Here is a 26,441-nt window from a genome sequence, read left to right as displayed (position 1 = left end):
AAAGAATCGGCAAAACATCGGCAAATCAGGCAAACAATGTTAAAATAACCGCTTAAATAATATGACAGAAAGTTACTCAATGACCACTGCTGCTTTAGAACACGTCCAAGCCGTTGCCTTTGATTTGGACGGTACCTTATGTGATTCCGTTCCCGATTTGGCCGCAGCAGCCCAAGCCATGTGTGCGCACTTGGGTTTACCTGTTTTACCTACCCAAACGGTTGAAAGTTATGTCGGTGACGGCATCAGCAAGTTGGTTCATCGCGTCATTACCAATGATCGTGAAAAAGAAACCGCTCCCGAAATCTGGGAAAAAGGCTTTGTGTTCTTTATGAAATATTATCGCGAGCATTTGAGCGACTTTACCCGCCCCTACCCTGAAACCGAAGCCGGCCTCGGCCTGCTCAAGTCCTTGGGTATTCCTCTAGTTGTCATTACCAACAAAAATGAAATTCTGGCTGCTGAGTTGCTGAAACAGCTTAATCTCGATGGCTACTTCAGCTTGGTTCTCGGCGGCGACAGCCTGACCGAGAAAAAACCCAGCCCATTGCCGCTTCAACATGCGGCCGAAGTTTTGGGCATCGACGTTGCCAATATGCTGATGGTGGGCGACTCTAAAAATGACATTCTTGCTGCCAAAGCAGCCGGTTGTTTCAGCGTCGGCGTAACATTCGGCTACGGCGACATGACCTTGCTCTCCCAAGACAAAGCGACCAAACCTGATTTGTTGATTCGCGCCCTGCCTGAAATCTACGAAAATCTGCAACCGCAAAAAAACAAAGACGAAGAATAATTCGGCTTTATTTTCAGACGGCCTTTTCGGTGTTTTTACCCAATCAGGCCGTCTGAAATGTAATTCAATGTAGTTAAAATCCCTCTCCTTCCATATCCCCATGAAACTTCCCAAAACCTTACGCGCCCGCGCCTTGGATATTCTTTCCCGTCAGGAAGTCAGCCGTGTCGGCTTGAAACGCAAACTGGCTCCCCACGCTGAAAGCGAAGAAGAATTGGAAAAGGTTTTGGACGAATTCGCCGAACGGAATTGGCAATCCGACCAGCGTTATGCAGAAGCCTATATTCACAGCAAGAGCAACCGTTACGGCACGCTCCGCCTCAAGCAAGCCTTGGCGCAACAAGGTATCGATGCAGACGACTGTCGGGAATTCTTACCCGACAGGGAGGACGAGCTGCAAACCGCCATTTCCGTCTTGCGTAAAAAATTCAAGCAAGAAGCTCAAGATTTGAAAGAAAAACAAAAACAAGCGCGTTTCCTTGCCTATCGCGGCTTTGGCGCCGACACCATTCAGACGGCCTTAAAAACCGCGTGGAATGAAGACGAAGACTTCTATCAATAATCATTCCCACTTGAATCTTTGCTTCTATCGGCGTACCCTTACGCTTTTATTCAATAATTCAATCAGAGCTTCATCATGTCCGACAAACCGCACGATACACCTAATCCCCTACTCGAAGACGAACGCAAAAATTCTGTTTACCGCTTGGGTCAGGCAGTAGCCGGATTTATGTTACTGGTTTGGGCCGGCGTTTTGGCCTTAGTTTTCTTTTTGGTTTTCCGTTTTTGGTTGAGTTAAACCCAATCCAATTACAAAAAAGCCAACAGCTTTTATTTGTAAACATCAAAAAGGCCGTCTGAAAATGCTTTCAGACGGCCTTTGCTTATAACAAGATTATCCTCGAATCACTTTGCGGATATTCGGATTGGCATGCATTTCATGAATAATCTGATTAACCTGATCCAAGTCTTTAACTTTAATTGTGAATTTAAATTCTACAAAACCTTCTGTTCCTGCTTGCGCTTTGGTCGGCGTATCGACAGATTCGATGTCCGCACCGGAATTGGAAATCGCTTGCGCCATTGAGGCAAGCAAACCATGCGCATCTTCGGATTTGACATTGAGGATGGTGCGGTACGTTTGATTGCGCAAACTGTCCCAGCCCGCATCGAGTTGCTCTTCCGGATCGGCTTTGACCAAAGTTTGGCAGGTATCACGGTGGATAATCATACCCTTGTCTTTGACCAATAAGGCGCGGATCGCATCGCCGGGAATCGGATGGCAACATTCGGCAAAATGAATCCGGCCGGTTTCCTGATCGTTGACTTTGATCGGACTGAGCTTGACCGTGCTGCCAAAATGTTGGCCTGCCAACTCGGCAATGTGCATGGCAACGTGTACCGGCAAAGTATGCCCCATACCGACATTGTAAAGAACCTCTTCAAACGAGGTTTGTTTGGTATTCAGATCGGCAAGGTATTTTTCTTTGAGGTCGTCTGAAAGCAGGATGTCTTTAGGCAACAGACTGGATAAAGCTTTTTGCAGCAGGTTTTCACCTAAAACAACGGCATCGTGACGATTCAGATTTTTAATGTATTGGCGGATGGCGCTGCGCGCACGGCTGGAAACGGCAAAGTTCAGCCATGCTACATTAGGCTTGGCATGCTCGGAAGTAATGATTTCTACCGTATCGCCGGTTTTCAGCTTGGTGCGCAGCGGCATCATGACGTTATTGATACGCGCGGCAACGGTTTTATGACCGATATTGGTGTGTACGGCATAGGCAAAGTCAATCGGCGTCGCACCTTTCGGCAAGGTAAGGATATCGCCTTTCGGGGTAACGATATAGACTTCGTTAGGGAACAAATCGACTTTGACATGCTCCAGAAACTCGATGGCATTTGAGCTACTGGCTTGCAGGTCAAGAATATTTTTCATCCATCGGTTCATATGGAGGACGGCTTGGTCCGGAGTGTTTTCACCAGATTTGTAAATCCAATGGCCGGCAATACCGCCCTCAGCCACAGCGTCCATTTCACGCGTACGGATTTGCACTTCGATCGGCAAACCATAAGGGCCGACCAAGGTTGTGTGCAGGCTTTGGTAGCCGTTGCTTTTCGGAATGGCGATATAGTCTTTGAAACGGCCGGGCTTGGGGTGGTATAAATTATGCAATGCGCCCAACGCGGCGTAACAGGCAGGAATGTTGTTTACGATGACCCGAAAGCCATAGATATCCATCACTTCTGCAAAACGCAGCTTTTTAGCCAGCATTTTTTGATGGATGCTGTATAAGTTTTTCTCGCGGCCTTTGATTTTGGCTTCAATATTGACACCAACCAAACGCTGACTGAATGCACGCAACACTTTACCGACAACATCGCGGCGATTTTTGCGGCTGTTGTCCATGGCTTTTTTCAGGGTTTCGTAGCGTCTTGGGTGGAGGTTTTGGAACGATAAGTCTTGAAGCTCTTGATACGCATTGTTCAGGCCAATGCGATTGGCGATTTGAGCATAGATTTCGAGGGTTTCTTTGGCGATGCGGCGGCGTTTTTCCGGACGCATAGAGCCAAGGGTGCGCATATTGTGCAATCGGTCGGCAAGTTTGACGACGATGACGCGCACGTCTTTAGTCATGGCGAGGATAAGCTTGCGGAAACTTTCCGCCTGATGCTCGGCATGATCTTCAAATTTGAGTTTTTCCAGCTTGGAGAGACCGTCTACCATTTCAGCAATGGTATCGCCGAATTCTGCCGCCATTTCGACTTTGGTTACACCCGTATCTTCCAATACATCGTGCATAACGCCTGCGCAGAGACCTTGAACATCCATGTGCCAAATCGCAAGCTGCGTGGCAACGGCAAGGGGATGGGTGATGTAGGGTTCGCCGCTTTTACGGGTTTGTCCGTCATGGGCGTGGAAAGCGTAGGCAACGGCTCTTTCAAGCTCGGCCTGCTCGTTGGTATTGAGATAGGATGCGGTGCGAAACAGAAGCTCGCGCGCTTCTGCTGTCAACGGATCATAGAGGGCGGTAGGCAGTGGGGCTGGCATTTTCAGACGGCCTTTTATGGCTATTTTTAAGCCGTCAGACTGTATCGGTTGTGATATCGCACCGATACAGTCCGCGCGGCGGTTTTATCGGTTTGCCGGTTGGTTTATTTGTTGCGGGTCAGCAGCTCGGTTCCGATTTGTCCGGCTGCGATTTCGCGCAGGGCGGTAACGGTTGGTTTGTTGTTGCGGATGTCGTCAACCAAAGGCGTATTGCCGTTTTCTAATTGGCGTGCGCGACGGGCGGCAACGAGGGTAAGGTCGAAGTGGTTAGGGATTTTACCTGTACAGTCTTCAGTAGTAATACGGGCCATGTTTGCTTGCTTTCTTTCTATGTTTCAAATAAACGGTTATTTTCGCTGTTTTTTAGGAATTTTCCAACAGGTTTGAGATAAATCCCTGTTGAGAGGATTTTTTCAGACGGCCTGCTTTAATAATGTGGAACAAATCGGCTTCGGCACGATCCAAATCGTCATTCACGACAACGTAATCGAACAAAACGGATTGCTCAATCTCATGACGGGCTTTTGAAAGGCGCGTTTGAATAACTTCTTCACTGTCTGTACCACGGCCGATCAAACGTTGCGCTAAAACTTCAAAGGAAGGCGGCAGGATAAAAATGCTGCTGGCTTCAGGCAACGATTTACGCACTTGCGCCGCACCTTGCACATCGATTTCCAAAATTACATCATAGCCCTCTTCGCTCAACGAATTTACGCCGGCGATGCTGGTGCCGTAATAATTGCCGAACACATTGGCGTGTTCCAAAAAGGCTCTTTGCTCAATCAGTGATTCAAATTCTTCTTTGGGAACAAAGTGGTAATGCACACCATGTGTCTCACCCTCACGCGGCTGGCGTGTGGTATGAGAAATGGAAACACGGATGTCGTCATGATTTTTCAACAGGCGCGACACCAAGGTCGTTTTACCTGTGCCGGAAGCGGCAGAAATGATGTAAATATTGCCTTTTTTATGATTTTGCATGGTGGTTCAGCCGATGGTATGTACCTGTAAATTATAACACAACACAATGTTTCTCGGAATTTCAGACGGCATGTTGCAAAATTTGGCTATTGTATCGATTAATTTGGCAAGTCCGCATATGACCGCTACAATATCGTGTTAAAAACTTTTTGATTTCGGAATGTCGAAATGTTGATTCATCCTGAAGTAATGGGCGTAGAAGCTTTGGCGGACAAAATCCGTAAAATTGAAAATTGGCCGCAAAAAGGGATTTTGTTTCATGACATTACTCCCGTTTTGCAAAGCGCAGAATATTTCCGCCTGCTGGTCGATTTACTGGTTTACCGCTATATGGGGCAGAAAGTTGATGTCGTGGCGGGCTTGGATGCGCGCGGCTTCATCATTGGTGCGGCTTTGGCCTATCAGCTGAATGTCGGCTTTATCCCCATCCGCAAAAAAGGCAAACTGCCGTTTGATACGGTTTCTCAAAGTTACGCTTTGGAATATGGTGAAGCAACGGTAGAAATCCATACCGACGCCATCAAGCCGGGCGCACGCGTTTTGTTGGTAGATGATTTGGTGGCAACCGGCGGCACAATGCTGGCAGGTGTCGAGTTGATCCGAAAACTGGGCGGCGAAGTAATCGAAGCGGCTGCCATTTTGGAATTTACCGACTTGGACGGTGGCAAAAAAATCCGTGAAAGCGGCGCGCCGTTATTTACCCTATGCCAAAACAAAGGCTGTATGTAATAAAAAAACCGCAAGCTAATCAGCCTGCGGTTTTTTATTGTCAAAATTATTCGAGAACGTATCCGTCCGTATCCCAGAAAGTTTTTTTCACCAACTGGTCGTCTTTATAAACCAGCTCGGATTTCTTCGCACCATCATCATACCAATCCAAAATAATGCCGCTGCGTTTACCGTTGCGAATACTCAATTCAGACACGATGCGGCCATTTTCATCCCAACTGATAATCTCCGTCGGTTTATCATTGCTCATCATCATTTCGGTTTTCGGGCTGCCGTCTGAATACCATTGTTTCCAATGACCATTGGCTTTATCGTGCTTAAATTGGATTTCGCTTTCTTTCACACCATTTCGATAATAGCGGGAACCCACGCCTTCACTCAGTCCATTTTGATAAGGCATCACCGCAGATTTTTTACCGTTTGGATACCAGTTGACCCATTCACCATGCGGTTTACCGTTGCGATAGCTGCCGACCATCTTTTTCTGACCGTTGAAATGCCACAGGGTCAGCGTACCGTTATCCAACGCCGGCACAAAAACCTTAATCTGACCGGCAGGTACTTCATAAGGATCAGAATATTTCTTCATCGATGGATAGTAAAAATCCTGCACCTGCGCCTTGCCTGCCTCAATCTTGTATTGGCGAACATAAGCAACCGAAGGCATGGTCGCCGTCAGTTTACCGTTTTGATTGAAATAAACGGTATGTTGCTGGGCAAAGGCGACAACGGGCATACTGAACAAAGCAGCAGCCAACAGGCCTGATTTTAAATAATTATTCATAATATGGAGTTTGGCAGTATATGTTCTACAAAAAATCAGTAATAAAAATTCACTGACGTTAGAAACTATGATGAATATTATAAGCCATAGTTTCAAAGCCTGCTTGGATTTCATATTCAGCATACCATAGACATTTGTATTTTCTTTAAATATTAAAGATTATACAAAACAAATGCCGTCTGAAACTTTTTCAGACGGCATTTGTTTTATTTATATCAAAATAAACTATTCTTCACCCAGTAATTGCTCGCGGGTCAACAGGAATACAAACCCATCACCACCGCTGGTTTCCAACCAAGTAAACGGTAATTCGGGATAAGCCGCTTCCAATACTTCACGGTTGTGACCGATTTCAACCAACAATACACCTCTCGGATTCAAATATTTCGCCGCTTGCAGAATGATTTGACGTGTAGCGTCCAAACCATCTTCGCCACTGCCCAAAGCCAATTCCGGCTCATGCAGGTATTCATCAGGCAACGCCTCCACAGATTTCGCGTCAACATAAGGCGGATTGGAAACAATTAAGTCGTAGGTATCATCCAAACCTTCAAACAAATCGGTATGCACCAAGCTGATGCGATCTTCCAAGCCATAATCTTCAATATTGATCGCGGCCACTTCCAGCGCATCCAAGCTCAAATCGACAGCATCGATTTGTGCGTCGGGATAGTGGTGCGCCATTTGAATGGCCAAACAGCCGCTACCGGTACACAAATCCAAAGCTCGATGCACCAACTCATCGTGCTCAATCCAAGGACGGATACCGTCGCCAAGCAATTCGTAAATAAAAGAACGAGGCACAATAACGCGCTCATCGACATAAAAATCAAACTCACCCTGCCATGCCTGATGCGTCAGATACGCGGCAGGAATATGCTCAACTGCGCGGCGTTCGATAATGGACAACACTTCCTCCTTCTCACTTTGCAACAATTTGGCATCCAAATAAGGCTCCAACGTATCCAAAGGCAGGTTCAAAGTGTGCAAAATCAGATAGGCTGCCTCGTCATGGGCATTATCACTTCCGTGTCCGAAAAACAGTCCGGCATCATTAAAACGGCTGACGGCGAAACGCAATAAATCGCGAACAGTAGTCAGCTCTTGAGCAGCTTGGTTGAACATAATGTTTTGTCTTGTCAATTTAAGAATATTGAAATTATAACAGAAAGGCCGTCTGAAAACTTTTCAGACGGCCTTCGATTTAATTCAGCTTAAGATTATTTATCGCGGCTGAATACGATTTTGGTAGCTTGGATGGCAACGCAGACAGCACCACCGATGAAGATCAAGTCAGCAGCGGTACGAACCCAACGCAGGGTATCCAGGATTTCCATTTGCAGGAATTCTTCGCTACGTGCATACCACAGACCGTGAGTGATAGAAGCGTAAGCTTGAATCACGCCGACCGGCAACAGGCTGATGGCAATCATACCCACCAGACCGCCGTTCAGCAGCCAGAAGCCCCAAGTCATCAGTTTGTCGTCAAATTGAACATTAGGTTTCAGGTAGCGTGCAACCAGCAATACGAAGCCCAGAGCCAAGAAACCATACACACCGAACAGAGCCGCGTGAGCGTGAACTGCAGTAGTGTTCAGACCTTGGATGTAGAACAGGGAAATCGGCGGGTTAATCAGGAAGCCGAATACGCCGGCACCGATCATGTTCCAGAAGGCAACTGCTACGAAGCACATCAAAGGCCAACGCAGACGTTTCGCCCAGTCGGAATGGTGTTGGTAAGACCAGTGTTCGTAAGCTTCACGACCCAGCAGAACCAAAGGCACAACTTCCAAAGCGGAGAAACATGCACCGATTGCCATAGAAGCAGAGGTAGAGCCGGAGAAGTACAAGTGGTGCAATGTACCTGGAATACCACCCAACATGAAGATTGCAGCAGCTGCCAGAGTAGAAGCAGTAGCAGTACTACGGCGGACAAAGCCCATGTTGTAGAAGATGAATGCGAAGGCGGCAGTAGCGAACACTTCGAAGAAGCCTTCTACCCACAGGTGAACCACCCACCAACGCCAGTATTCCATCACAGCGATTGGAGATTTCTCACCGTAGAACAGGCCAGGAGCGTAGAACACACCCACACCGACCATAGAAGCTACGAAGATAGCCAACAGGTTTTTGTCTGTACCTTTTTCTTTAAAGGCAGAGATAGTACAACGCAACATCAGGAACAGCCACAGCAGCAAGCCGACCATCAGCAGAAGTTGCCAGAAGCGACCCAAATCCAAGTATTCGTAACCTTGGTGACCGAACCAGAAGTTCAGCTCAGGTGGGATGATGTGAGTCAAAGCAAAGAAGTTACCTGCGTAAGAACCGCCGACTACGATGAACAGGGCAATGTACAGGAAGTTCACACCGGCACGTTGGAATTTAGGATCTTTACCGCCGTTCACAATCGGAGCCAAGAACAGACCTGCTGTCAGGAAGCCGGTTGCAATCCAGAAAATAGCGGATTGGATGTGCCAAGTACGGGTCAGCGCATATGGGAACCAGTCGGCCATTTCAAAGCCCAATGCAGTATCGATACCGTAGAAGCCTTGACCTTCGACAGTATAGTGAGCGGTCAAACCACCCAACAGTACTTGTACGACAAACAGCGCAACAGTCAGGAATACATATTTGCCCAACGCTTTTTGAGAAGGAGTCAGTTGTACTTTAGAGATAGGATCTTCAGTAGGTACTTCAACCTCTTCATGTTTGGTCAAGAAAGAGTAACCCCACATCAGCAAGCCGATACCCATCAGCAACAATACCACGCTGGTGAAAGACCACATGTAGTTTTCAGTAGTCGGTACGTTGTTGATCAAAGGCTCGTGCGGCCAGTTGTTGGTGTAAGTGAAGTTCTCGTCAGGACGGTTGGTCGAAGCAGACCAAGAAGTCCAGAAGAAGAAGTTGAACAGTTTTTCACGCGCTTCTTGGCTTGGCAATGTATTGTTTTTCATTGCAAAGTGTTCACGAGTGGTTTGGAACTTAGGATCGTCGCTGTACACACCGTGGTAGTAAGGCAGGATGCTTTCAATCGCTTTCACGCGGGTATCGCTGACAACGACAGAGCCATCTTCCTTAATACGGCTTTGGTTGCGGTATTCGTCAGCCAAACGGGTTTTCAGAACAGCTTGTTCTTCAGGAGAAACTTCGTCAAATTTTTTGCCGTAAGTTTCTTGCGCAGTCAGATCCAACCATGCAACCAGCTCGCGGTGCAGCCAGTCGGCAGTCCAGTCCGGAGCTTGGTATGCACCGTGACCCAATACAGAGCCGACTTCCATACCGCCGATAGTTTGCCATGCAGATTGACCTGCCAAAATATCGTCTTTGGTCATCAAGACTTTGCCGGATGCAGAAACGACTTGTTCAGGGTATGGCGGAGCCTTTTTATAGACTTCGCTACCCATATAACCAAGAATGGTAAAGCATACTGCCAGCACGGCAAACAGCAAGTACCAAAGCTTCTTGTACTGTCCCATTTTAAGTACTCCTTAATTTTGGTAAAAAGTGGTTGGGTGGTATTAAATTCATCAAATATGAATGTTAAAGATTGTATCACGATTTAATAAGTAAAGAAATATTTTGTCAATAATATTCCTTTAAAACCATTAACTTATATGATATTGATTCCCATTTGCCTATACAAATCCTCCTTTATCGTATTTTGTGTTAAGTTTTCGCTAACATTTTCACACAAAAATAAACTTTTCGATGTATTTTTTTATACTTCTAAAGGAGTATTTAGGGATTAAAAGATTCATATTCCCTGAACAATTTGATTTACATCAAAATATGACCAAACAAGCGCCTACATAATCATACAAAATTTCAAACCATCCTATCAGGATCTTACTTTTCTTACTATAAGGAAACTTTAAACATGAAACGCCAAACCTTAGCCGCACTTATCGCTTCTGTATTTGCACTGGCCGCATGCGGCGAGCAAGCTGCTAAACCTGCTGAAACTCCAGCTGCTACCGCTTCTGCTGAAGCTCCTGCTGCTTCCGACTCACAAGCTGCTGCCGAGACTCCTTCTTCAGAACTGCCTGTAATCGATGCTATCATGACTCACGCTCCGGAAGTTCCACCTCCAACTGATCGCGATCATCCGGCTAAAGTACGCGTTAAAATGGAAACCGTTGAAAAAACCATGACCATGGAAGACGGTGTTGAGTACCACTACTGGACATTCAACGGCGACGTTCCAGGTCAAATGATCCGTGTACGTGAAGGCGATACTGTTGAAGTTGAATTCTCTAACAATCCTTCTTCTACCGTTCCTCATAACGTTGACTTCCACGCTGCAACCGGTCAAGGCGGTGGTGCAGAAGCTACCTTTACTGCTCCTGGCCACACTTCTACCTTCAGCTTTAAAGCACTGCAAGCTGGTTTGTACATCTACCACTGTGCCGTTGCTCCTGTAGGTATGCACATCGCCAACGGTATGTACGGTTTGATCTTGGTTGAACCTAAAGAAGGTCTGCCTAAAGTGGACAAAGAGTTCTACATCGTACAAGGTGACTTCTATACCAAAGGTAAAAAAGGTGCTCAAGGCCTGCAACCTTTCGATATGGATAAAGCGATCGCCGAACAACCTGAATACGTTGTATTCAACGGTCACGTAGGCTCTATCGCCGGCGACAACGCTCTGAAAGCTAAAGCTGGTGAAACCGTTCGTATGTACGTTGGTAACGGTGGTCCTAACTTGGTATCTTCTTTCCACGTTATCGGCGAAATCTTCGACAAAGTATATGTTGAAGGTGGTAAACTGATTAACGAAAACGTACAAAGCACAGTTATTCCTGCCGGTGGTGCCGTTATCGTTGAATTTAAAGCCGACATCCCGGGCAGCTACACTTTGGTTGACCACTCTATCTTCCGTGCATTCAACAAAGGTGCTTTGGGTCAATTGAAAGTTGAGGGTGATGAAAACCCTGAAATCATGACCAAAAAACTGAGCGACACCGTTTACCAACCTGCCGGTGCTGCCGCTTCTGCTCCAGCAGCTGCGTCTGCTGCTTCTGAAGCCGCTAAATAATCTCTCGGTTTAATACGCCAAGCCACTGCTGCCCTACTCTTTAGAGCCGCAGTGGCTTCCATCACGATTAATCTTCCTGTTCAATCAGACAGATTGATTTTTCAGACGGCCTTGTTATGATTAGGCTATCTAAAAAATAAATTTCCTGTTTCAATCGATAATAAGGGCGTACCATGAAACTCATTCGACTCCTCCTCTTAGGCAGTGCCTTAATCTGCGGCAATACATTTGCCGCCGAAATGGTAAAAATCGAAGGAGGCAGCTACCGTCCTCTCTATCTCAAAAAAGACACTTCCCTTATTAAAGTTAAACCCTTCCAGCTTGACAAATATCCGGTAACCAATGCCGAATTTGCCGAATTTGTAAAAACACATCCACAATGGCAAAAAGACAAAATCAGTTCCAAACACGCTGAAAAAGCTTACCTGAAACATTGGGTGAAAAACGGCAGCAACAGTTTTGCGCCTAAAGCCAGCGAACTCAAACATCCGGTAACCAATGTCTCATGGTTCGCTGCGAATGCCTACTGCGTTTCCAAAGGCAAACGCCTGCCGACTATTGACGAATGGGAATTTGCAGGCTTGGCTTCTGCCACTCAAAAAGACGGCTCTTCCGAGCCTGGCTACAACCGCACTATCTTGGATTGGTATGCAGACGGCGGCCGCAACGGTCTGCACGACATCGGTAAAAACAAACCCAACTACTGGGGCGTATACGATATGCACGGCCTGATTTGGGAATGGACTGAAGACTTCAACAGCAGCCAACTCTCTGCCGGCTCGTCCAACACACAAATGTTCTGTAGCGGCGCATCCGTGGGTTCAAGCGACCCGTCCAACTATGCGGCATTCTTACGCTACGGCATCCGCACCAGCCTGCAGTCCAAATATGTTTTAAATAACTTGGGCTTCCGTTGCGCGAGCAAATAAAGTTTAGTTTTTATCACCAAAGCAGCTTTGGCGGTACTGAAAGGTATCGCCGCTTTTTTTGGCCGTCTGAAAAGATGTGGCATACCAAGACAAATTGTGGCATAATCCGCCCGTCTTTATAAAAAGGCACTTAGGAGTTTGCTTAGGTCGTTCGGCTTGGCAAACTTGTCCGAACCTGAAAAGGTTCTTTTATTTTCGGAGTTATCCATCATGGCATTGACCGTAGAACAAAAAGCACAAATTGTTAAAGATTTCCAACGCAAAGAAGGCGATACCGGCTCTTCTGAAGTACAAGTCGCTCTGTTGACTTTCCGTATCAACGACCTGACTCCTCACTTCAAAGCCAACCCTAAAGACCACCACAGCCGTCGCGGCCTGTTGAAAATGGTTAGCCAACGTCGTCGCCTGTTGTCTTACCTGCGTCGTACTCAGCCTGATACTTACCGTACACTGATTACCCGCCTGGGTCTGCGTAAATAATTTATGCTTAAATCAACACCGCCTTCGGGCGGTGTTTTTTATTGACATACCGATGCCGTCTGAAACACAGGCCCACGCTCTGTGTTATACTTCCACACGCTTAAGCAGCAAGGCTTAAACTTCCAATCACTCCTTAAAGCTCCCATCAAAGCGAGAATCTGAATTGTCTGTTCATTCCATGTTGCACTCAGGAAAATTTTGGCTGAAAACCCTGGTTTTCAGCATTGCCGTGCTTTTATGCCTCGCGGCGGTATTGAGTGCCTTAATATTCCGCATATTCAATACAGAAAACATCGACGCATTCATACAAAAAAACTTTTCTACCCATGGCTGCCAAGTCAAATACAATGCCAATATCAGCAGAAAATGGCTGCCGCGCCCTACGCTTATTTTAAAAGACCTAAGCCTTTCATCTTCCGAACCAGACACGCCGACGCTGAACATTGCCGAATCCAAAATGGGTTTTGGCTGGAGCAGCCTATGGTCAGACGCCCCCATTCTTGAAAAATGGATTCTTTCCAATCCGTCGCTGACGCTGGTCCCCAAAAACCACCTGCCTGCCTGCCTGCAACAAAACCATGCATCAAAAGAAAGCTTCCAGCTTAACCGCATCATCATCAATAGCGGCAGCATCCGCTATCACAATAAAGAGCAAGATATTGCCTTAAACGATCTGCAATTTTCCCTGCGAAGAGCCGATTCAGACGGCCGTCCATTCGATATCAGCGGTACACTGCAAAACATAGGCAACCCCATCAGTTGGCAAGGCGCTGGCCATCTTGTACAAGATGATGCCGGCTGGAGCGTTCCCGCCCTCAAATTAAACCTACAAACCGTATTGCTCAAAAACAAGCTGGATGCCCAAATCGCAGGAAGCCTTAATTGGCAAAACCAAACCGCCCTTTTCCGCGACTTCAATCTGCAAGCCGAAAGCGACTATCAAAACTTGCATATCAACGCACGTTCGCCCCTCTTGCAATTCAAAAACGGTTATTTGCACCTCAACACACTCAACGGCGCATTAACTGCCGGCAGTGAAAACAACCAATGGGACGGTTCATTCAAACTGGACAAAGCCAACCTCTATCCAACCGTTTTGACCGCCGCCAATTTTGAACTCAAAGGCAGCCATAAAAACGACCGTCTCCAAACCAACTTTACCTTTTCCAGCCCATTGGTTTGGCAAAAAGGCAAAGGCATCGATGCGCCAAAACTGCACCTCAGCACCCTGCAAGACACCATCAACCGCCTTCCCCGCCCCCGATTTATCAGCACCCTTGAAGGACAGGCCAATTTCAGCCTCAATACATGGGAAGGCCGTCTGAAAGGCGCATTTGACAGACAAGCCCTTGCCTTGGTCTTTAAATACCAACGCGATGCCCAACCTCGTCCGCACCTTGACGCCGGTATCGCCTTACAAAAACTCAATCTGACCCCTTATTTGGAAGATCTGAAAACCCAGCCATCACTGAATCTTCCTTCCCTGCTGGCCAAATCCTGGTTGCCCGACATTGAGGCCAACCTCCGAATCGGCAGCATTCAAACTGCCGGACTGCAATTAGAAAACATCGAATCCCTGCTCACCGCCGATAAAGAACATATCGCCCTGCACCGTTTCAAAGCCGGACTTTATGGTGGCAAAACCGAGGGCGGCCTGAGTATTGCGGCGACCCAACCTGCTTCCTACCACCTTCAGCAAAACGCAAAAGGCATACAGATTCAGCCACTGCTGCAAGACCTGTTCGGTTTCCACAGCTTCAGCGGCAGCGGCGACGCCGTTATCGACATTAAAACCACCGGTAACGACCGCGCCCAAATGATACAAGCCCTAAACGGCAGCCTGCTCCTTGATATTACCAACGGCGCATGGCACGGCATCGATATGGACAGCATTCTGAAAAACGGCATCTCTTCGGAAAAAATCGACAACAGCAACCTCAAAACCCCTTTCCATCATTTCACCCTCAATAGCGAAATCGAAAAAGGCATCAGCCATCATATCAACACCGAACTGTTTTCCGACAGCCTGCACGTTGTCAGCAGCGGCTATACCGATTTGAATACCCAAAAGCTATCGGAAAACCTGCTTATCAGCAACGTGCTGCAACCTAAAAACAAACCGATTCCCCTAAAAATCGGCGGAACCGTACAAAACCCTTCCATTACCCTCGACTACAGCCGCTTGACCAATGGCATGAACACGCCTGCAGAAAAACAAAAAGCCCTGCAAGAAACCATACAAGAACAATGGAAGTGGCTCAAACCACGATAAGTTTTCAAGTCAAAGGCCGTCTGAAACCCAAAAAGTTTCAGACGGCCTTTTAATAGATACATTGTCAGATAAAGATGTTTACTGAGGAATGACCATATACACAATCAGTGCAACAATGATGGCAAACCATATCACCAACATTATCAAGCCTGTTTTGGGAGAGTTTTCCTTTTCTCTAATCGAGCCTCAATATTTCTACCGTACCCTCAAACATAGACCCAATTATTTCCATCAATATTTGAAGTAGAAATTCCAATAAATCCGACATCTACAAACCCAAATTCTCCCAAATCTCATCGATTTTGGCCGTAACGGCAGGGTCTTTTTTGATCACACGTCCCCATTCACGGTCGGTTTCTCCCGGCCATTTGTTGGTTGCGTCCAGCCCCATTTTGCCGCCGAGTCCGCTGACGGGGCTGGCGAAGTCGAGGTAGTCGATGGGTGTATTTTCCACTAACACGGTGTCGCGTACGGGGTCCATGCGCGTGGTGACTGCCCAGATGACTTCTTTCCAGTCGCGCACGTTCACATCGTCATCGACCACGATGATGAATTTGGTGTACATAAACTGGCGCAGGAACGACCAGCAACCCATCATCACGCGCTTGGCATGTCCGGCGTACTGTTTTTCATGCTGACCACCGCCATGCGGTAGGAGCAGCCTTCGGGCGGCAGGTAGAAATCGGTGATTTCGGGGAACTGCTTTTGCAAAAGCGGTACGAACACTTCGTTCAACGCCACGCCCAAAACGGCAGGCTCATCGGGTGGTTTGCCTGTGTAGGTGGAATGGTAAATCGGGTTTTCACGCATGGTGATGCGCTCGACCGTAAACACAGGGAAATGATCCTGCTCGTTGTAATAGCCGGTATGGTCGCCGTATGGGCCTTCCAACGCGGTTTCGTTTGGATGAATCACACCTTCCAACACGATTTCTGCGCGAGCAGGCACTTGCAAATCATTGCCGATACATTTCACCAGCTCCGTCCGCGAACCGCGCAGCAATCCGGCAAATTGGTATTCGCTCAAAGTATCGGGAACAGGCGTTACCGCGCCCAAAATGGTGGCGGGGTCGCAGCCGAGCACGACGGCGACGGGATACGGCGTATCGGGATTAAGTTTGCGGAACTCCTGATAATCCAACGCGCCACCGCGATGCGACAGCCAGCGCATAATCAGCTTATTTTTGCCAATTAATTGTTGGCGGTAAATGCCGAGATTTTGGCGTTTTTTGTGCGGACCACGCGTTACAGTCAAGCCCCATGTTACCAGCGGCGCAACGTCTTCCGGCCAGCAATGCTGAATCGGAAGTTTATACAAATCTACGTCTTCGCCTTCCCACACAATTTCCTGACATGGCGCGTTTTTCACCACGTTCGGCGCCATGCTCCAAATATCTTTCAGCAACGGCAGTTTGGACAATGCGTCTTTGATACCTTTGGGCGGTTCGGGTTCTTTCAGATACGCCAGCGTCTGCCCGATTTCGCGCAACTTGGACACACTGTCCGCACCCATGCCCAACGCCACGCGTTCGGGCGTGCCAAACAGATTCGCCAAGACAGGATAATCATAACGCGTACCGTCAGGCTTAATCGGGTTTTCAAACAACAACGCAGGCCCCTCAGCACGCAGCACGCGGTCGGCGATTTCGGTTATTTCCAAATGCGGCGACACCGGATGCTGGATGCGCTTGAGTTTGCCATCAGCTTCCAATCCGGCGATAAATTCTCGCAAATCTCTGTATTTCATGATTTCATTTTCCTGAACAGGCCGTCTGAAAACAGACTGCCATTTCGGGTTTGAAAGATAAACCAGCGGCTATTGTACCTGCCAAATCTGTTCAAATCCCAACTTTCCACGTCCGAATTTCGAGATTTTTTGCAAACTACCGTCAAATTTAAACAATATCTGCTTGTGATTGCTTTCAGACGGCCTTATCTTTGGTAAAATTCCAACTTAATCCAGTCATCAATCAATATCTATCGTGGGACAGCGGCCATGTTTGCATTTTTAGAATCTTTTTTCGTTGAATACGGCTATGCGGCCGTGTTTTTCGTTTTGGTTATTTGCGGCTTCGGCGTGCCGATTCCTGAAGATTTGACACTGGTTACAGGCGGCGTGATTTCCGGATTGGGTTATACCAATTCGCATTGGATGGTTGTCGTCGGTATGCTCGGCGTATTGGCGGGTGATGGATTTATGTTTGTTGCCGGACGCGTGTGGGGGCAGAAAATCCTTAAATTCAAACCCATTGCGCGCGTGATGACGCCCAAACGCTACGCCCAAGTACAGGAAAAATTCGACAAATACGGCAACTGGGTTTTATTCGTCGCCCGATTCCTGCCCGGCCTGCGTACCGCTGTTTTCGTGACCGCAGGCATCAGTCGCAAGGTTTCCTACCTGCGCTTTATCCTGATGGACGGCTTGGCCGCGCTGATTTCCGTTCCTGTTTGGATTTATCTGGGCGAATACGGCGCACGCAATACCGACTGGCTGATGGAAAAAATGCACAGCCTGCAATCCGGTATCTTTGCGGTACTGGGCATCGGCGCAGTCATTGTCGGCTGGATTTGGTGGAAAAAACACCGCCGCTATACCTTCTTCCGTGAAAAATTACACGAAAAACGCGCCGCAAAAGCCAAAAAACAAGCCAATCAATAAACCATTCCAGGCCGTCTGAAACACTTCTCCACTTTCAGACGGCCTCTATCATTCATCAGAAACACCATGAAACAAAAAATCTTCGTCCTCTACACCGGCGGCACCATCGGCATGACCCAAAGCAGCGCCGGCCTGCGTCCTGACACCGCTCTCGTCGATAAAGCCCTTACCCCCTTTTCAGACGGCCTTGATTTCGAATGGCACGTTTGCCAGCCGCTCATCGATTCTTCCGCAGTAACGCTGCAAAACCAACGCGACTGGTTGGAGCTTATTATCGCCAAGCTGCCTGACTATGAAGGCATTTTGGTGCTGCACGGCACGGATACCATGGCATACACTGCCAACCTCTTCGCCCTTTCGCTGCAAGGCTTGGACAAACCCGTTATCCTGACCGGCTCGCAATGGCCTTACGATGCCGCCAACAGCGATGCGCCGCGCAACCTTGCCACCGCCGTTTCCGCTTTCTCGCTCAAACTCAAACAAGTGGTGATTGCCTTTGACGGCAAGCTCTTCCCATCCGTCGGCAGCAGCAAGGTCAGCACCGAGACCGCCGCAGGTTTTGACAACCTGCATTTTGGCACGCTCGCCGAATGGGAGGAAAACAAAGGTTGGCACAATATCCGTACCGCCCCGACCGAACATTCAGACGGTCTCAAACCGCATCTTCCAAATCCTGAAGCAAAAGTTTCCGTCCGCACGCTGATTCCCGGTTATGCCGCGCAAGAACTTTCAGACGTCCTGCCCCATCTTTCCACTCAAGCCCTAATCCTACAAAGCTACGGCCACGGCAATGCGCCGAGCAACGATGCGTTTGTCCGAGCCGTCCAAGCCTTTACGCAACAAGGTAAGTTGCTGCTCAACATCAGCCAAGTGCCGCAAGGTTGTGCCGCCGCCGTCTATGCCCAAGGCGATGCTTTGCGTCAGGCAGGTATCATCAACGGCGGCAAATGCAATCTCGAAACCGCCACTGCGCTGATGACCCTCGCCGTATCTCATGACTGGAATGCAGATAAGGTGCAACAAGAATTACGACAATTAAATCTGCTGTAAACCGCCATTAAACATGACTTTCACCGACACCCACTGCCATCTTGCCGACCCCAAACTTGCCGATACGCTGCCTGCAGTGCTTGCCGAAGCGCAAGCCGCCGGCGTAGCTCGTTTTATCGTACCGGCTACATCCCCCAAGGATTGGCATTCCGTTGCGCAGTTGGAAAGGCCGTCTGAAAACATCCATATCGCTTTGGGTATTCATCCGTGGTTTTCAGACGGCCTCAACGAAGCGGCATTCCAAGAGTTAGAGTCCGAACTGATCCAACATCCACAAGCATGGATTGGCGAAATCGGCTTGGATTTTTATGGCAAAGAGCAAACCCAAGCCCAACGCGGCACGCAGACCGACGTCTTTATCCGCCAACTCATCCTCGCCCAAAACCTCAATCGCCGCGTCATTATCCATAATCTGAAAGCTACCGCCGCCATTGCTGCCGCCGTTAAAACCGCCGGTTTCACACGAGGCGGTATCGTTCATGCCTTCTCCGGCAGCGTAGAAGAAGCACGGATTTTGGTGAAACTCGGCTTCAAAATCGGCATAGGCTCGCTGTTGCTCAATCCGAATGCAAAAAAAGTCCGTGCCGCCTTACAAGCTTTAAACGACACGGATTTCGTTCTCGAAACCGACAGCCCTTTTATGCTCGGCCATGAAACCAATACACCAGCCAATATCCGCCGTATCGCCGAAATTGCCGCCGAACTGCGCGGCATACCGCTGGCACAACTGGCTGAAATCACCGAGCAAAACGTGGATTCCCTGCTCCATACTTCCCCTTAATATGCCGACCTCAAGGCATCAAAAAGCCTTGCCCTGCCATTTCGTTTCCAAACCGACACACTCTGCCTCCCCTACCCCATATTCATGAATAAAAAGCGATACAAGGCCGTCTGAAAAAATGTTTTTGGCACAAAATATCGTTCATTACACCATTTCAGCTTTTTAAAACCGTATTTTCCCGTTGATTGATAAAAAGTATTACGCATATTATTGGGCAAACTTTTTATTTACGTTAAAATATGCTTCTTTTTGATAATAAGGCCGTCTGAAACAGGCGGAAAATACTTATGGCAGAACAACATACACACTCCTCTACCTGGCAGAGCAAAATTAATGCCCTCGGCCCTGGCATCATGATGGCTTCGGCAGCAGTCGGCGGCTCGCACCTGATTGCCTCCACGCAGGCAGGTGCGCTTTACGGCTGGCAGCTTGCGCTGATTATTATTTTGACCAACCTGTTCAAATACCCGTTTTTCCGCTTCAGCGCACATTACACATTGGATACGGGCAAAAGCCTGATTGAAGGCTATGCCGAAAAAAGCCGCGTTTATTTGTGGGTATTTTTGATTTTGTGTATTGCATCGGCAACGATTAATGCCGGCGCGGTCGCCATCGTTACCGCCGCCATCGTCAAAATGGCAATCCCATCACTGACTCTCGATACCGGTATAGTGTCCACCCTGATCATGGCTTCCTGCCTGCTGATTTTGGCAAGCGGCCGCTATAAAGCGTTGGACAACGTTTCCAAAATCATCATCGTCAGCCTGACCATTGCCACCGTCGCCGCGGCAGCCGTGGCCATGTCTCGCGGTATGCAGATGAAACCTGACTTTATCGAGCCCACCCCATGGACGCTGGCCGGCTTGGGTTTCTTAATCGCACTGATGGGCTGGATGCCTGCGCCGATTGAAATTTCCGCCATCAACTCTTTGTGGGTAACGGAAAAACAACGCATCAACCCTTCCAACTACCGCGACGGTATTTTCGACTTCAACGTCGGCTACATCACCAGCGCAGTGTTGGCCGTCGTCTTCTTGGCCTTGGGTGCATATGTCCAATATGGCAACGGCGAAGCCGTACAAATGGCCGGTGGCAAATATGTCGGCCAACTAATTAATATGTACGCCGTTACTATCGGCGACTGGTCGCGTCCGCTGGTGGCATTTATCGCCTTTGCCTGTATGTACGGCACCACCATTACCGTAGTGGACGGCTACGCCCGCGCGATTGCCGAACCGGTACGCCTGCTGCGCGGCAAAGACAAAACCGGCAATGTCGAATTGTTTGCCTGGAACGTCTGGGTAGCAGGCTCAGGCTTGGTTGTGATTTTCTGGTTCAACAGCGCGATGGCCGAGCTGCTCAAATTCGCCATGATCACCGCCTTCGTTTCAGCCCCTGTGTTCGCTTGGCTGAACTACCGCCTCGTCAAAGGCGACAAACGCCACAAACTGACCATGGGCATGAACTTCCTCGCTATCCTCGGCTTGATTTACCTGACCGGGTTTACCGTTTTGTTCCTACTGAACCAAACAGGCATCTTGGCTGCGCCTAAATAAGCCCACACTAAAAAAGGCCGTCTGAAACTCAAAAATAGGTTTCAGACGGCCTTTCCAATCAATCATATCTTTTTGAATTTTCATTCAAACCCATTATAATGACTCCTTATTTCGCCGTTGCAGACCACTCGACGGCATCCGTATTTTGGAAAATTTATGAAGCCGTCTATCTTAGAAAAACTACAACAACTCAGCGACCGACTGGAAGAAGTCACGCACCTACTCGGTCAGCCTGAAGCCACGTCCGACATGGACAATTACCGCAAACTCACACGCGAACACGCCGAACTGACCCCCGTCGTCGAAGTGTTCAAAAACTATCAGCTGGCTCAAAGCGACTTGGCAGATGCCGAAGAAATGCTGTCCGACCCTGAAATGAAAGACTTTGCCGCCGAAGAAATCGAAGCGGCAAAAGCCAAAATCGACGAACTCGATACCGAACTGCAAAAACTACTGCTGCCCAAAGATGCCGACGACGATAAAAATATCTTTATCGAGGTACGCGCCGGAACGGGCGGCGACGAAGCCGCGCTGTTTGCAGGCGATTTGCTGCGTATGTACAGCCGCTACGCCGAGCGCAACCGTTGGCAGGTCGAAATCGTTTCTGCCAATGAAAGCGAATTGGGCGGCTATAAAGAAGTCATCGCTCGCATTATCGGCTTGGGCGCATACAGCCGTCTGAAATTTGAATCGGGCGGCCATCGTGTGCAACGCGTCCCCGCCACCGAAAGCCAAGGCCGAATCCATACCTCCGCCTGCACCGTCGCCGTCATGCCTGAAGCGGACGAACTCGAAGACATCGAGTTGAACCCCGCCGACCTGCGCATCGACACCTTCCGCGCATCCGGCGCGGGCGGTCAGCACATCAACAAAACCGACTCCGCCGTCCGCATCACCCACCTGCCCACAGGCATGGTGGTTGAATGCCAAGATGGCCGCAGCCAACACGCCAACAAGGCGCAGGCAATGAAAGTCCTCGCAGCCCGCCTGAACGACGCGCAAAAACGTGAAGCCCAAGCCAAAGAAGCCGCCGAACGCAAATCCCTAATTGGCAGCGGCGACCGCAGCGAGCGCATCCGCACCTACAACTACCCACAAGGCCGCGTGACCGACCATCGCATCAACCTTACCCTGCACAAACTGGATTTTGTGATGGACGGCGATTTAGAAGAAATCACCAATGCCCTGATTGCCGAGCATCAAGCCGAGCTTTTGGCAGCAATGGGGGATTGATGAATTTGGTCCATTGCGTTTATACTTTTCAGACGGCCTGATGACATATGTCAATATGACCGTGAATACATTAAAGAAACTTCAATCCTGAAGTATTAAAATGCAGCACCAGCTGCGCCACAGCAACACCCTTCTACAATTAACGAAAGAGAGGACACAAAATGGCAAAAATCCTGATCGCACCGGTATCTACCGGCCTGAGCGCCGATGCAGCGGCAAAAGCATTTGCAGCGACATTGAATGCGCAAGTTTTCCAAGCCGTTGACTCCACTACAGAAGCCCTGTTGGCTCAAGGCAAGAGCGACGACTGGTTTGACGCGCTTGTCGGTAAAGTTGCAGCATTGAATGCAGATAACCTTGTTATCGAAGGCATCACTCCTGATGCAGACAAATTGTTCTTGGCAGGCAAAAACGTCGAATTGGCGCTGTCTTTAGACGCTGGCGTTGTATTGGCGCTGAAATCCGACAACACCGATGCAGCCGCCGTCGCCCAACAATTAAACCTTGCTAAACAGCTCTACACCAACTCTCCAGGCTTATTGGAAGGTTTCATCATTGACGGCGCAGCCGCAGCTTTAGGCGCACAAGTTGCCGAGCAAACCGGCCTGACTTTCTTCGGCTCCAGCGACAAACTGCAAGACGTATCCGCTTTGGCCAAACGCGAAGCCAAACGCCTGTCTCCAGCCCAATTCCGTTACAACCTGATCGATTTTGCCCGCAAAGCCGATATGCGCATCGTTCTGCCTGAAGGCGCAGAACCGCGCACCGTCGCCGCTGCCGCTATCTGTCACGAAAAAGGCATCGCCCGTTGCGTACTGTTGGCTACCCGCGAAGAAGTTGAGGCCGTAGCTAAAGAACGCGGCATCAACCTGCCTGATTCTTTGGAAATCATCGATCCTGCTTCTTTGGTTGAGCAATACGTCGAGCCGATGTGCGAATTGCGCAAATCCAAAGGCCTGACTCCTGAAGACGCACGCAAACAGCTGCAAGACACTGTCGTACTGGGTACCATGATGATGGCTCAAAACGACGTAGACGGTTTGGTTTCCGGTGCAGTCCACACCACTGCCAACACCATCCGCCCTGCCCTGCAACTGATTAAAACCGCTCCGGGTGCAAGCCTTGTATCCAGCGTATTCTTCATGTTGCTGCCTAACCAAGTTTTGGCGTTCGGCGACTGCGCGGTTAACCCGAATCCAACGCCTGAACAACTGGCCGACATCGCTATCCAATCTGCCGACAGCGCCAAAGCCTTCGGTATCGATCCAAAAGTGGCCATGATTTCCTACTCTACCATCAACTCAGGCAGCGGCCCTGATGTCGATGCAGTGATCGAAGCTACCAAACTGGCTAATGAAAAACGCCCTGATTTGGCCATCGAAGGTCCGTTGCAATACGATGCGGCTACCGTTCCATCTATCGGCCAATCCAAAGCTCCGGGCAGCGCTGTTGCCGGTCAAGCAACCGTTTTGGTTTTCCCAGACCTCAACACCGGCAACTGTACTTACAAAGCCGTACAACGCAGCGCCAACGTCCTGAGCGTAGGTCCGTTGTTGCAAGGTTTGCGTAAACCGGTTAACGATTTGTCCCGCGGCGCATTGATTGAAGACATCGTCTTCACCATCGCCCTGACTGCCGTTCAAGCCAAACAAATGCAAGGCTGATTGACAAGCTGATGCGTTAAAATCAAAGGCCGTCTGAAACCGATGTTTCAGACGGCCTTTCGTATCTTTGCGCCAACTATATTATAATTCGCCATTATTTTCCGAAAGATTGCCCCAATGACTGCCTACCAGCAACAACTAGCCGACAAAAAGCAATATCTTCAGCAACTTTTCCAAGGACTGGATTTCCCCGAAATCGAAGTCTTTGAATCTCCGGAACAGCATTACAGAATGCGCGCCGAGTTCCGTATCTGGCATGAGGGCGGCGAAATGTTTTACGCCATGTTTGAGCGCGGGCAAAAGGCAAGCGGGGCAAGCCTGATCCGTTGCGACCAATTTCCTGCCGCGTCCGAATCCATCAATGCCTTGATGCCGAAATTGATTGAAGCCGCATCCAATCATCCCGAGCTGAAAAACCGCTGGTACGCCGTCGAATTTTTGTCCACTTTAAGCGGCGAAATGCTGGTTACCATGATTTACCACAAAAAGCTGAATGAAGCATGGCAACAAGTCGCGCAAGAGATGGCGCACACTTTGGGCATCCACATCATCGGCCGCAGCCGCGGACAAAAAATCGTATTGAGCAAAGATTTTGTAACCGAAGCGTTGGAAGTCAACGGCAAGACCTTCCGCTATCGTCAAATCGAGGGTAGCTTTACCCAACCCAATGCCCAAGTTTGCCAAAAAATGCTGACGTGGGCGTGTAATGCAGCACAAAACTTAGGCAAAGACATGCTTGAGCTGTACTGCGGCAACGGCAATTTCACCCTGCCGCTTTCGCAACATTTCAATCAAGTGTTGGCGACCGAAGTCTCCAAAACTTCCGTCAACGCCGCCCAATGGAATATTGAAGCCAACCAAATTACCAATCTCAAAATCGCCCGCCTGTCTGCGGAAGAATTTACCGAGGCCTACACGCAAAACCGTGAGTTCCGCCGCCTGCAAGAACAAGGCATCGACTTGAAAAACTATGATTTTTCAACCATTTTCGTTGATCCTCCACGCGCCGGTGTTGATGATGAGACGCTCAAATTGGTTGCCCGATTCGACAACGTCCTCTATATTTCCTGCAATCCTGAGACCCTGCGTGCCAACCTCGATACGCTCTGCCAAACCCATACCATTGAACGCGCCGCCCTGTTCGACCAATTCCCATTTACCCACCATATCGAAAGCGGCGTTTGGTTGAAGAAAAAATAAAACCATACAAAAAGGCCGTCTGAATGTTCAGACGGCCTTTAATTAACGGCATATTAAACGATTTTCAAATCAATCCGCTTCCAAAACCACTTTCATGGCTTGGTTTTCAGCAGCATGCTTGAATACATCGTAAGCTTTTTCCAATTCGCTGAATTTGAAATGGTGGGTCATCATTTTAGTGTAATCCACTGAGCTGCTGGAAATGGCTTTCATCAGCATTTCGGTGGTATTGGCGTTAACCAGGCCGGTAGTAATGGCAAGGTTTTTAATCCACAGTTTTTCCAGTTTGAAATCAACGGATTGACCATGTACGCCGACCACAGCAATATGACCGCCGGGTTTCACGATGTCTTGGCACATATTCCAAGTTGCAGGGATACCGACCGCTTCGATGGCGCAATCTACGCCATCTTCGCCAACGATATCGGCAACTTGCTTGCTCACATCGCCGGAAGCAGGGTTAATAGTATGGGTCGCACCCAATTCTTTCGCTAGTTTCAAGCGGTTTTCGTCCATATCGCAAACGATGATGGCGGCAGGACTATACAGTTGCGCGGTCAGCAACGCAGACATACCGACAGGGCCGGCACCTGCAATGAACACGGTATCGCCAGGTTTCACATCGCCATATTGCACGCCGATTTCGTGGGCGGTCGGCAAAGCATCGCTCAACAGCAGGGCAACTTCTTCGTTGACGTTGTCAGGCAGCGGAACCAAGCTGTTGTCGGCATAAGGCGTACGGACGTATTCGGCCTGAGTACCGTCAATCATGTAGCCCAAGATCCAACCGCCGTTGCGGCAGTGTGAATAAAGTTGGATTTTACAGTTGTCGCAAGTACAGCATTTGCTGACACATGAAATAATGACTTTATCACCGACTTTGATGTTTTTTACAGCATTGCCGACTTCTTCTACAATACCGATGCCCTCATGACCGAGAATACGACCGTCGGCAACTTCAGGGTTTTTACCCTTCCAAATACCCAGGTCAGTACCGCAAATCGTGGTTTTAACGATTTTGACGACTGCATCGGTCGGATCGATAATTTGAGGGCGGGGTTTTTCTTCGAAACGGATGTCGTTTGCGCCATGATAAACCATTGCTTTCATGTGAATCTCCTTGAGCAGTTAATAAACTTTAACAATACAGCGTAAATCCACGTTAACTGTATTTATATACCCCTCCACCAGATAAGTCAATTCTGATTATTATTTCATATGTTATATTGTAACATATTGTTTTA

Annotated in this window: 22 protein-coding genes and 1 pseudogene; 15 read left to right on the top strand and 8 right to left on the bottom strand. The window is 48.7% G+C overall.

From position 1 onward, the window contains the following. Positions 1-79 precede the first annotated feature (79 nt). The 3 genes from KCG55_RS07200 (at position 80) to KCG55_RS07190 (ending at position 1,592) form a co-directional block, all read left to right on the top strand. Entirely contained in the window at positions 80-793 is a 714-nt protein-coding gene (locus KCG55_RS07200) for a phosphoglycolate phosphatase (protein WP_254322575.1), read from the top strand. Between the two features lie 100 nt (positions 794-893). Continuing rightward, entirely contained in the window at positions 894-1,355 is a 462-nt protein-coding gene (gene recX, locus KCG55_RS07195; RefSeq protein ID WP_254322574.1) for a recombination regulator RecX, read from the top strand. Between the two features lie 75 nt (positions 1,356-1,430). Continuing rightward, the gene (locus KCG55_RS07190; protein ID WP_254322572.1) at positions 1,431-1,592 is read left to right on the top strand and encodes a hypothetical protein; all 162 of its coding nucleotides are present in this window, start codon (positions 1,431-1,433) and stop codon (positions 1,590-1,592) included. 96 nt (positions 1,593-1,688) lie between these two features. Here KCG55_RS07190 and KCG55_RS07185 read toward each other — a convergent pair whose 3' ends face one another. From KCG55_RS07185 to gmk, 3 genes are all read right to left on the bottom strand, one after another. Further along, positions 1,689-3,845: a RelA/SpoT family protein gene (locus KCG55_RS07185; protein WP_254322571.1), complete on the bottom strand. Its 2,157-nt coding sequence runs from the start codon at positions 3,843-3,845 to the stop codon at positions 1,689-1,691. Positions 3,846-3,949: 104 nt separating this feature from the next. Then, complete coding sequence (rpoZ, locus tag KCG55_RS07180) at positions 3,950-4,156, bottom strand: DNA-directed RNA polymerase subunit omega (protein ID WP_003682294.1); 207 nt, start codon at positions 4,154-4,156, stop codon at positions 3,950-3,952. A 52-nt stretch (positions 4,157-4,208) separates the two neighbouring features. Next, positions 4,209-4,826 carry a guanylate kinase gene (gene gmk / locus KCG55_RS07175; RefSeq protein ID WP_107723555.1) on the bottom strand — a complete coding sequence of 206 codons (618 nt, stop codon included), beginning with the start codon at positions 4,824-4,826 and terminating at the stop codon, positions 4,209-4,211. Positions 4,827-4,994: 168 nt separating this feature from the next. Here gmk and KCG55_RS07170 point away from each other — a divergent pair, with 168 nt between their 5' ends. Continuing rightward, positions 4,995-5,555 carry an adenine phosphoribosyltransferase gene (locus KCG55_RS07170; protein WP_254322569.1) on the top strand — a complete coding sequence of 187 codons (561 nt, stop codon included), beginning with the start codon at positions 4,995-4,997 and terminating at the stop codon, positions 5,553-5,555. 46 nt (positions 5,556-5,601) lie between these two features. On the opposite strand, the gene KCG55_RS07165 is transcribed toward KCG55_RS07170, so the two are convergent. From KCG55_RS07165 to KCG55_RS07155, 3 genes are all read right to left on the bottom strand, one after another. After that, the gene (locus tag KCG55_RS07165; RefSeq protein WP_432761071.1) at positions 5,602-6,291 is read right to left on the bottom strand and encodes a toxin-antitoxin system YwqK family antitoxin; all 690 of its coding nucleotides are present in this window, start codon (positions 6,289-6,291) and stop codon (positions 5,602-5,604) included. 273 nt (positions 6,292-6,564) lie between these two features. Continuing rightward, positions 6,565-7,464, bottom strand: coding sequence for a 50S ribosomal protein L3 N(5)-glutamine methyltransferase (gene prmB, locus KCG55_RS07160; protein WP_254322567.1), 900 nt, complete (start codon positions 7,462-7,464; stop codon positions 6,565-6,567). Positions 7,465-7,559: 95 nt separating this feature from the next. Next, on the bottom strand, positions 7,560-9,815 hold the full coding sequence (locus KCG55_RS07155) for a nitric-oxide reductase large subunit (protein ID WP_254322565.1): 2,256 nt from the start codon (positions 9,813-9,815) through the stop codon (positions 7,560-7,562). Between the two features lie 401 nt (positions 9,816-10,216). Here KCG55_RS07155 and nirK point away from each other — a divergent pair, with 401 nt between their 5' ends. The 4 genes from nirK (at position 10,217) to KCG55_RS07135 (ending at position 15,055) form a co-directional block, all read left to right on the top strand. After that, entirely contained in the window at positions 10,217-11,374 is a 1,158-nt protein-coding gene (nirK, locus tag KCG55_RS07150; RefSeq protein WP_254322563.1) for a copper-containing nitrite reductase, read from the top strand. Positions 11,375-11,547: 173 nt separating this feature from the next. Continuing rightward, entirely contained in the window at positions 11,548-12,303 is a 756-nt protein-coding gene (locus KCG55_RS07145; protein WP_188209178.1) for a formylglycine-generating enzyme family protein, read from the top strand. Positions 12,304-12,513: 210 nt separating this feature from the next. Then, a complete protein-coding gene (gene rpsO / locus KCG55_RS07140; protein ID WP_003679932.1) occupies positions 12,514-12,783 on the top strand; it encodes a 30S ribosomal protein S15 in 270 nt (89 codons plus the stop codon). Positions 12,784-12,961: 178 nt separating this feature from the next. Beyond that, positions 12,962-15,055, top strand: coding sequence for an AsmA family protein (locus KCG55_RS07135; protein ID WP_283255531.1), 2,094 nt, complete (start codon positions 12,962-12,964; stop codon positions 15,053-15,055). Between the two features lie 268 nt (positions 15,056-15,323). Here KCG55_RS07135 and ubiD read toward each other — a convergent pair. Beyond that, a pseudogene (ubiD, locus tag KCG55_RS07130) lies at positions 15,324-16,801 on the bottom strand (4-hydroxy-3-polyprenylbenzoate decarboxylase). Between the two features lie 249 nt (positions 16,802-17,050). On the opposite strand from ubiD, the gene KCG55_RS07125 reads away from it, so the two are divergent. From KCG55_RS07125 to trmA, 7 genes are all read left to right on the top strand, one after another. Continuing rightward, positions 17,051-17,713 carry a DedA family protein gene (locus KCG55_RS07125; protein ID WP_254322561.1) on the top strand — a complete coding sequence of 221 codons (663 nt, stop codon included), beginning with the start codon at positions 17,051-17,053 and terminating at the stop codon, positions 17,711-17,713. A 66-nt stretch (positions 17,714-17,779) separates the two neighbouring features. Continuing rightward, positions 17,780-18,763, top strand: coding sequence for an asparaginase (locus tag KCG55_RS07120; RefSeq protein WP_219089549.1), 984 nt, complete (start codon positions 17,780-17,782; stop codon positions 18,761-18,763). Between the two features lie 13 nt (positions 18,764-18,776). Further along, positions 18,777-19,544, top strand: a complete 768-nt coding sequence (locus tag KCG55_RS07115; protein ID WP_254322559.1) for a TatD family hydrolase — start codon at positions 18,777-18,779, stop codon at positions 19,542-19,544. A gap of 287 nt (positions 19,545-19,831) precedes the next feature. Then, positions 19,832-21,100, top strand: a complete 1,269-nt coding sequence (locus KCG55_RS07110; protein ID WP_254322557.1) for an Nramp family divalent metal transporter — start codon at positions 19,832-19,834, stop codon at positions 21,098-21,100. 156 nt (positions 21,101-21,256) lie between these two features. Then, entirely contained in the window at positions 21,257-22,333 is a 1,077-nt protein-coding gene (gene prfA / locus KCG55_RS07105; protein WP_254322555.1) for a peptide chain release factor 1, read from the top strand. A 161-nt stretch (positions 22,334-22,494) separates the two neighbouring features. Further along, positions 22,495-23,997: a phosphate acetyltransferase gene (gene pta, locus KCG55_RS07100; protein WP_254322554.1), complete on the top strand. Its 1,503-nt coding sequence runs from the start codon at positions 22,495-22,497 to the stop codon at positions 23,995-23,997. Positions 23,998-24,114: 117 nt separating this feature from the next. Next, positions 24,115-25,197, top strand: a complete 1,083-nt coding sequence (trmA, locus tag KCG55_RS07095) for a tRNA (uridine(54)-C5)-methyltransferase TrmA (protein ID WP_254322552.1) — start codon at positions 24,115-24,117, stop codon at positions 25,195-25,197. A 69-nt stretch (positions 25,198-25,266) separates the two neighbouring features. On the opposite strand, the gene KCG55_RS07090 is transcribed toward trmA, so the two are convergent. After that, a complete protein-coding gene (locus tag KCG55_RS07090; RefSeq protein ID WP_254322550.1) occupies positions 25,267-26,307 on the bottom strand; it encodes a zinc-dependent alcohol dehydrogenase family protein in 1,041 nt (346 codons plus the stop codon). Between the last annotated feature and the right edge of the window lie 134 nt (positions 26,308-26,441).

The sequence above is a fragment of the Neisseria subflava genome (genome assembly GCF_024205745.1).
GTDB lineage: Bacteria > Pseudomonadota > Gammaproteobacteria > Burkholderiales > Neisseriaceae > Neisseria > Neisseria flavescens_B.
The sequence above is the reverse complement of the archived record's forward strand: the minus strand, read 5'-3'. Positions and strand labels throughout refer to the sequence as shown.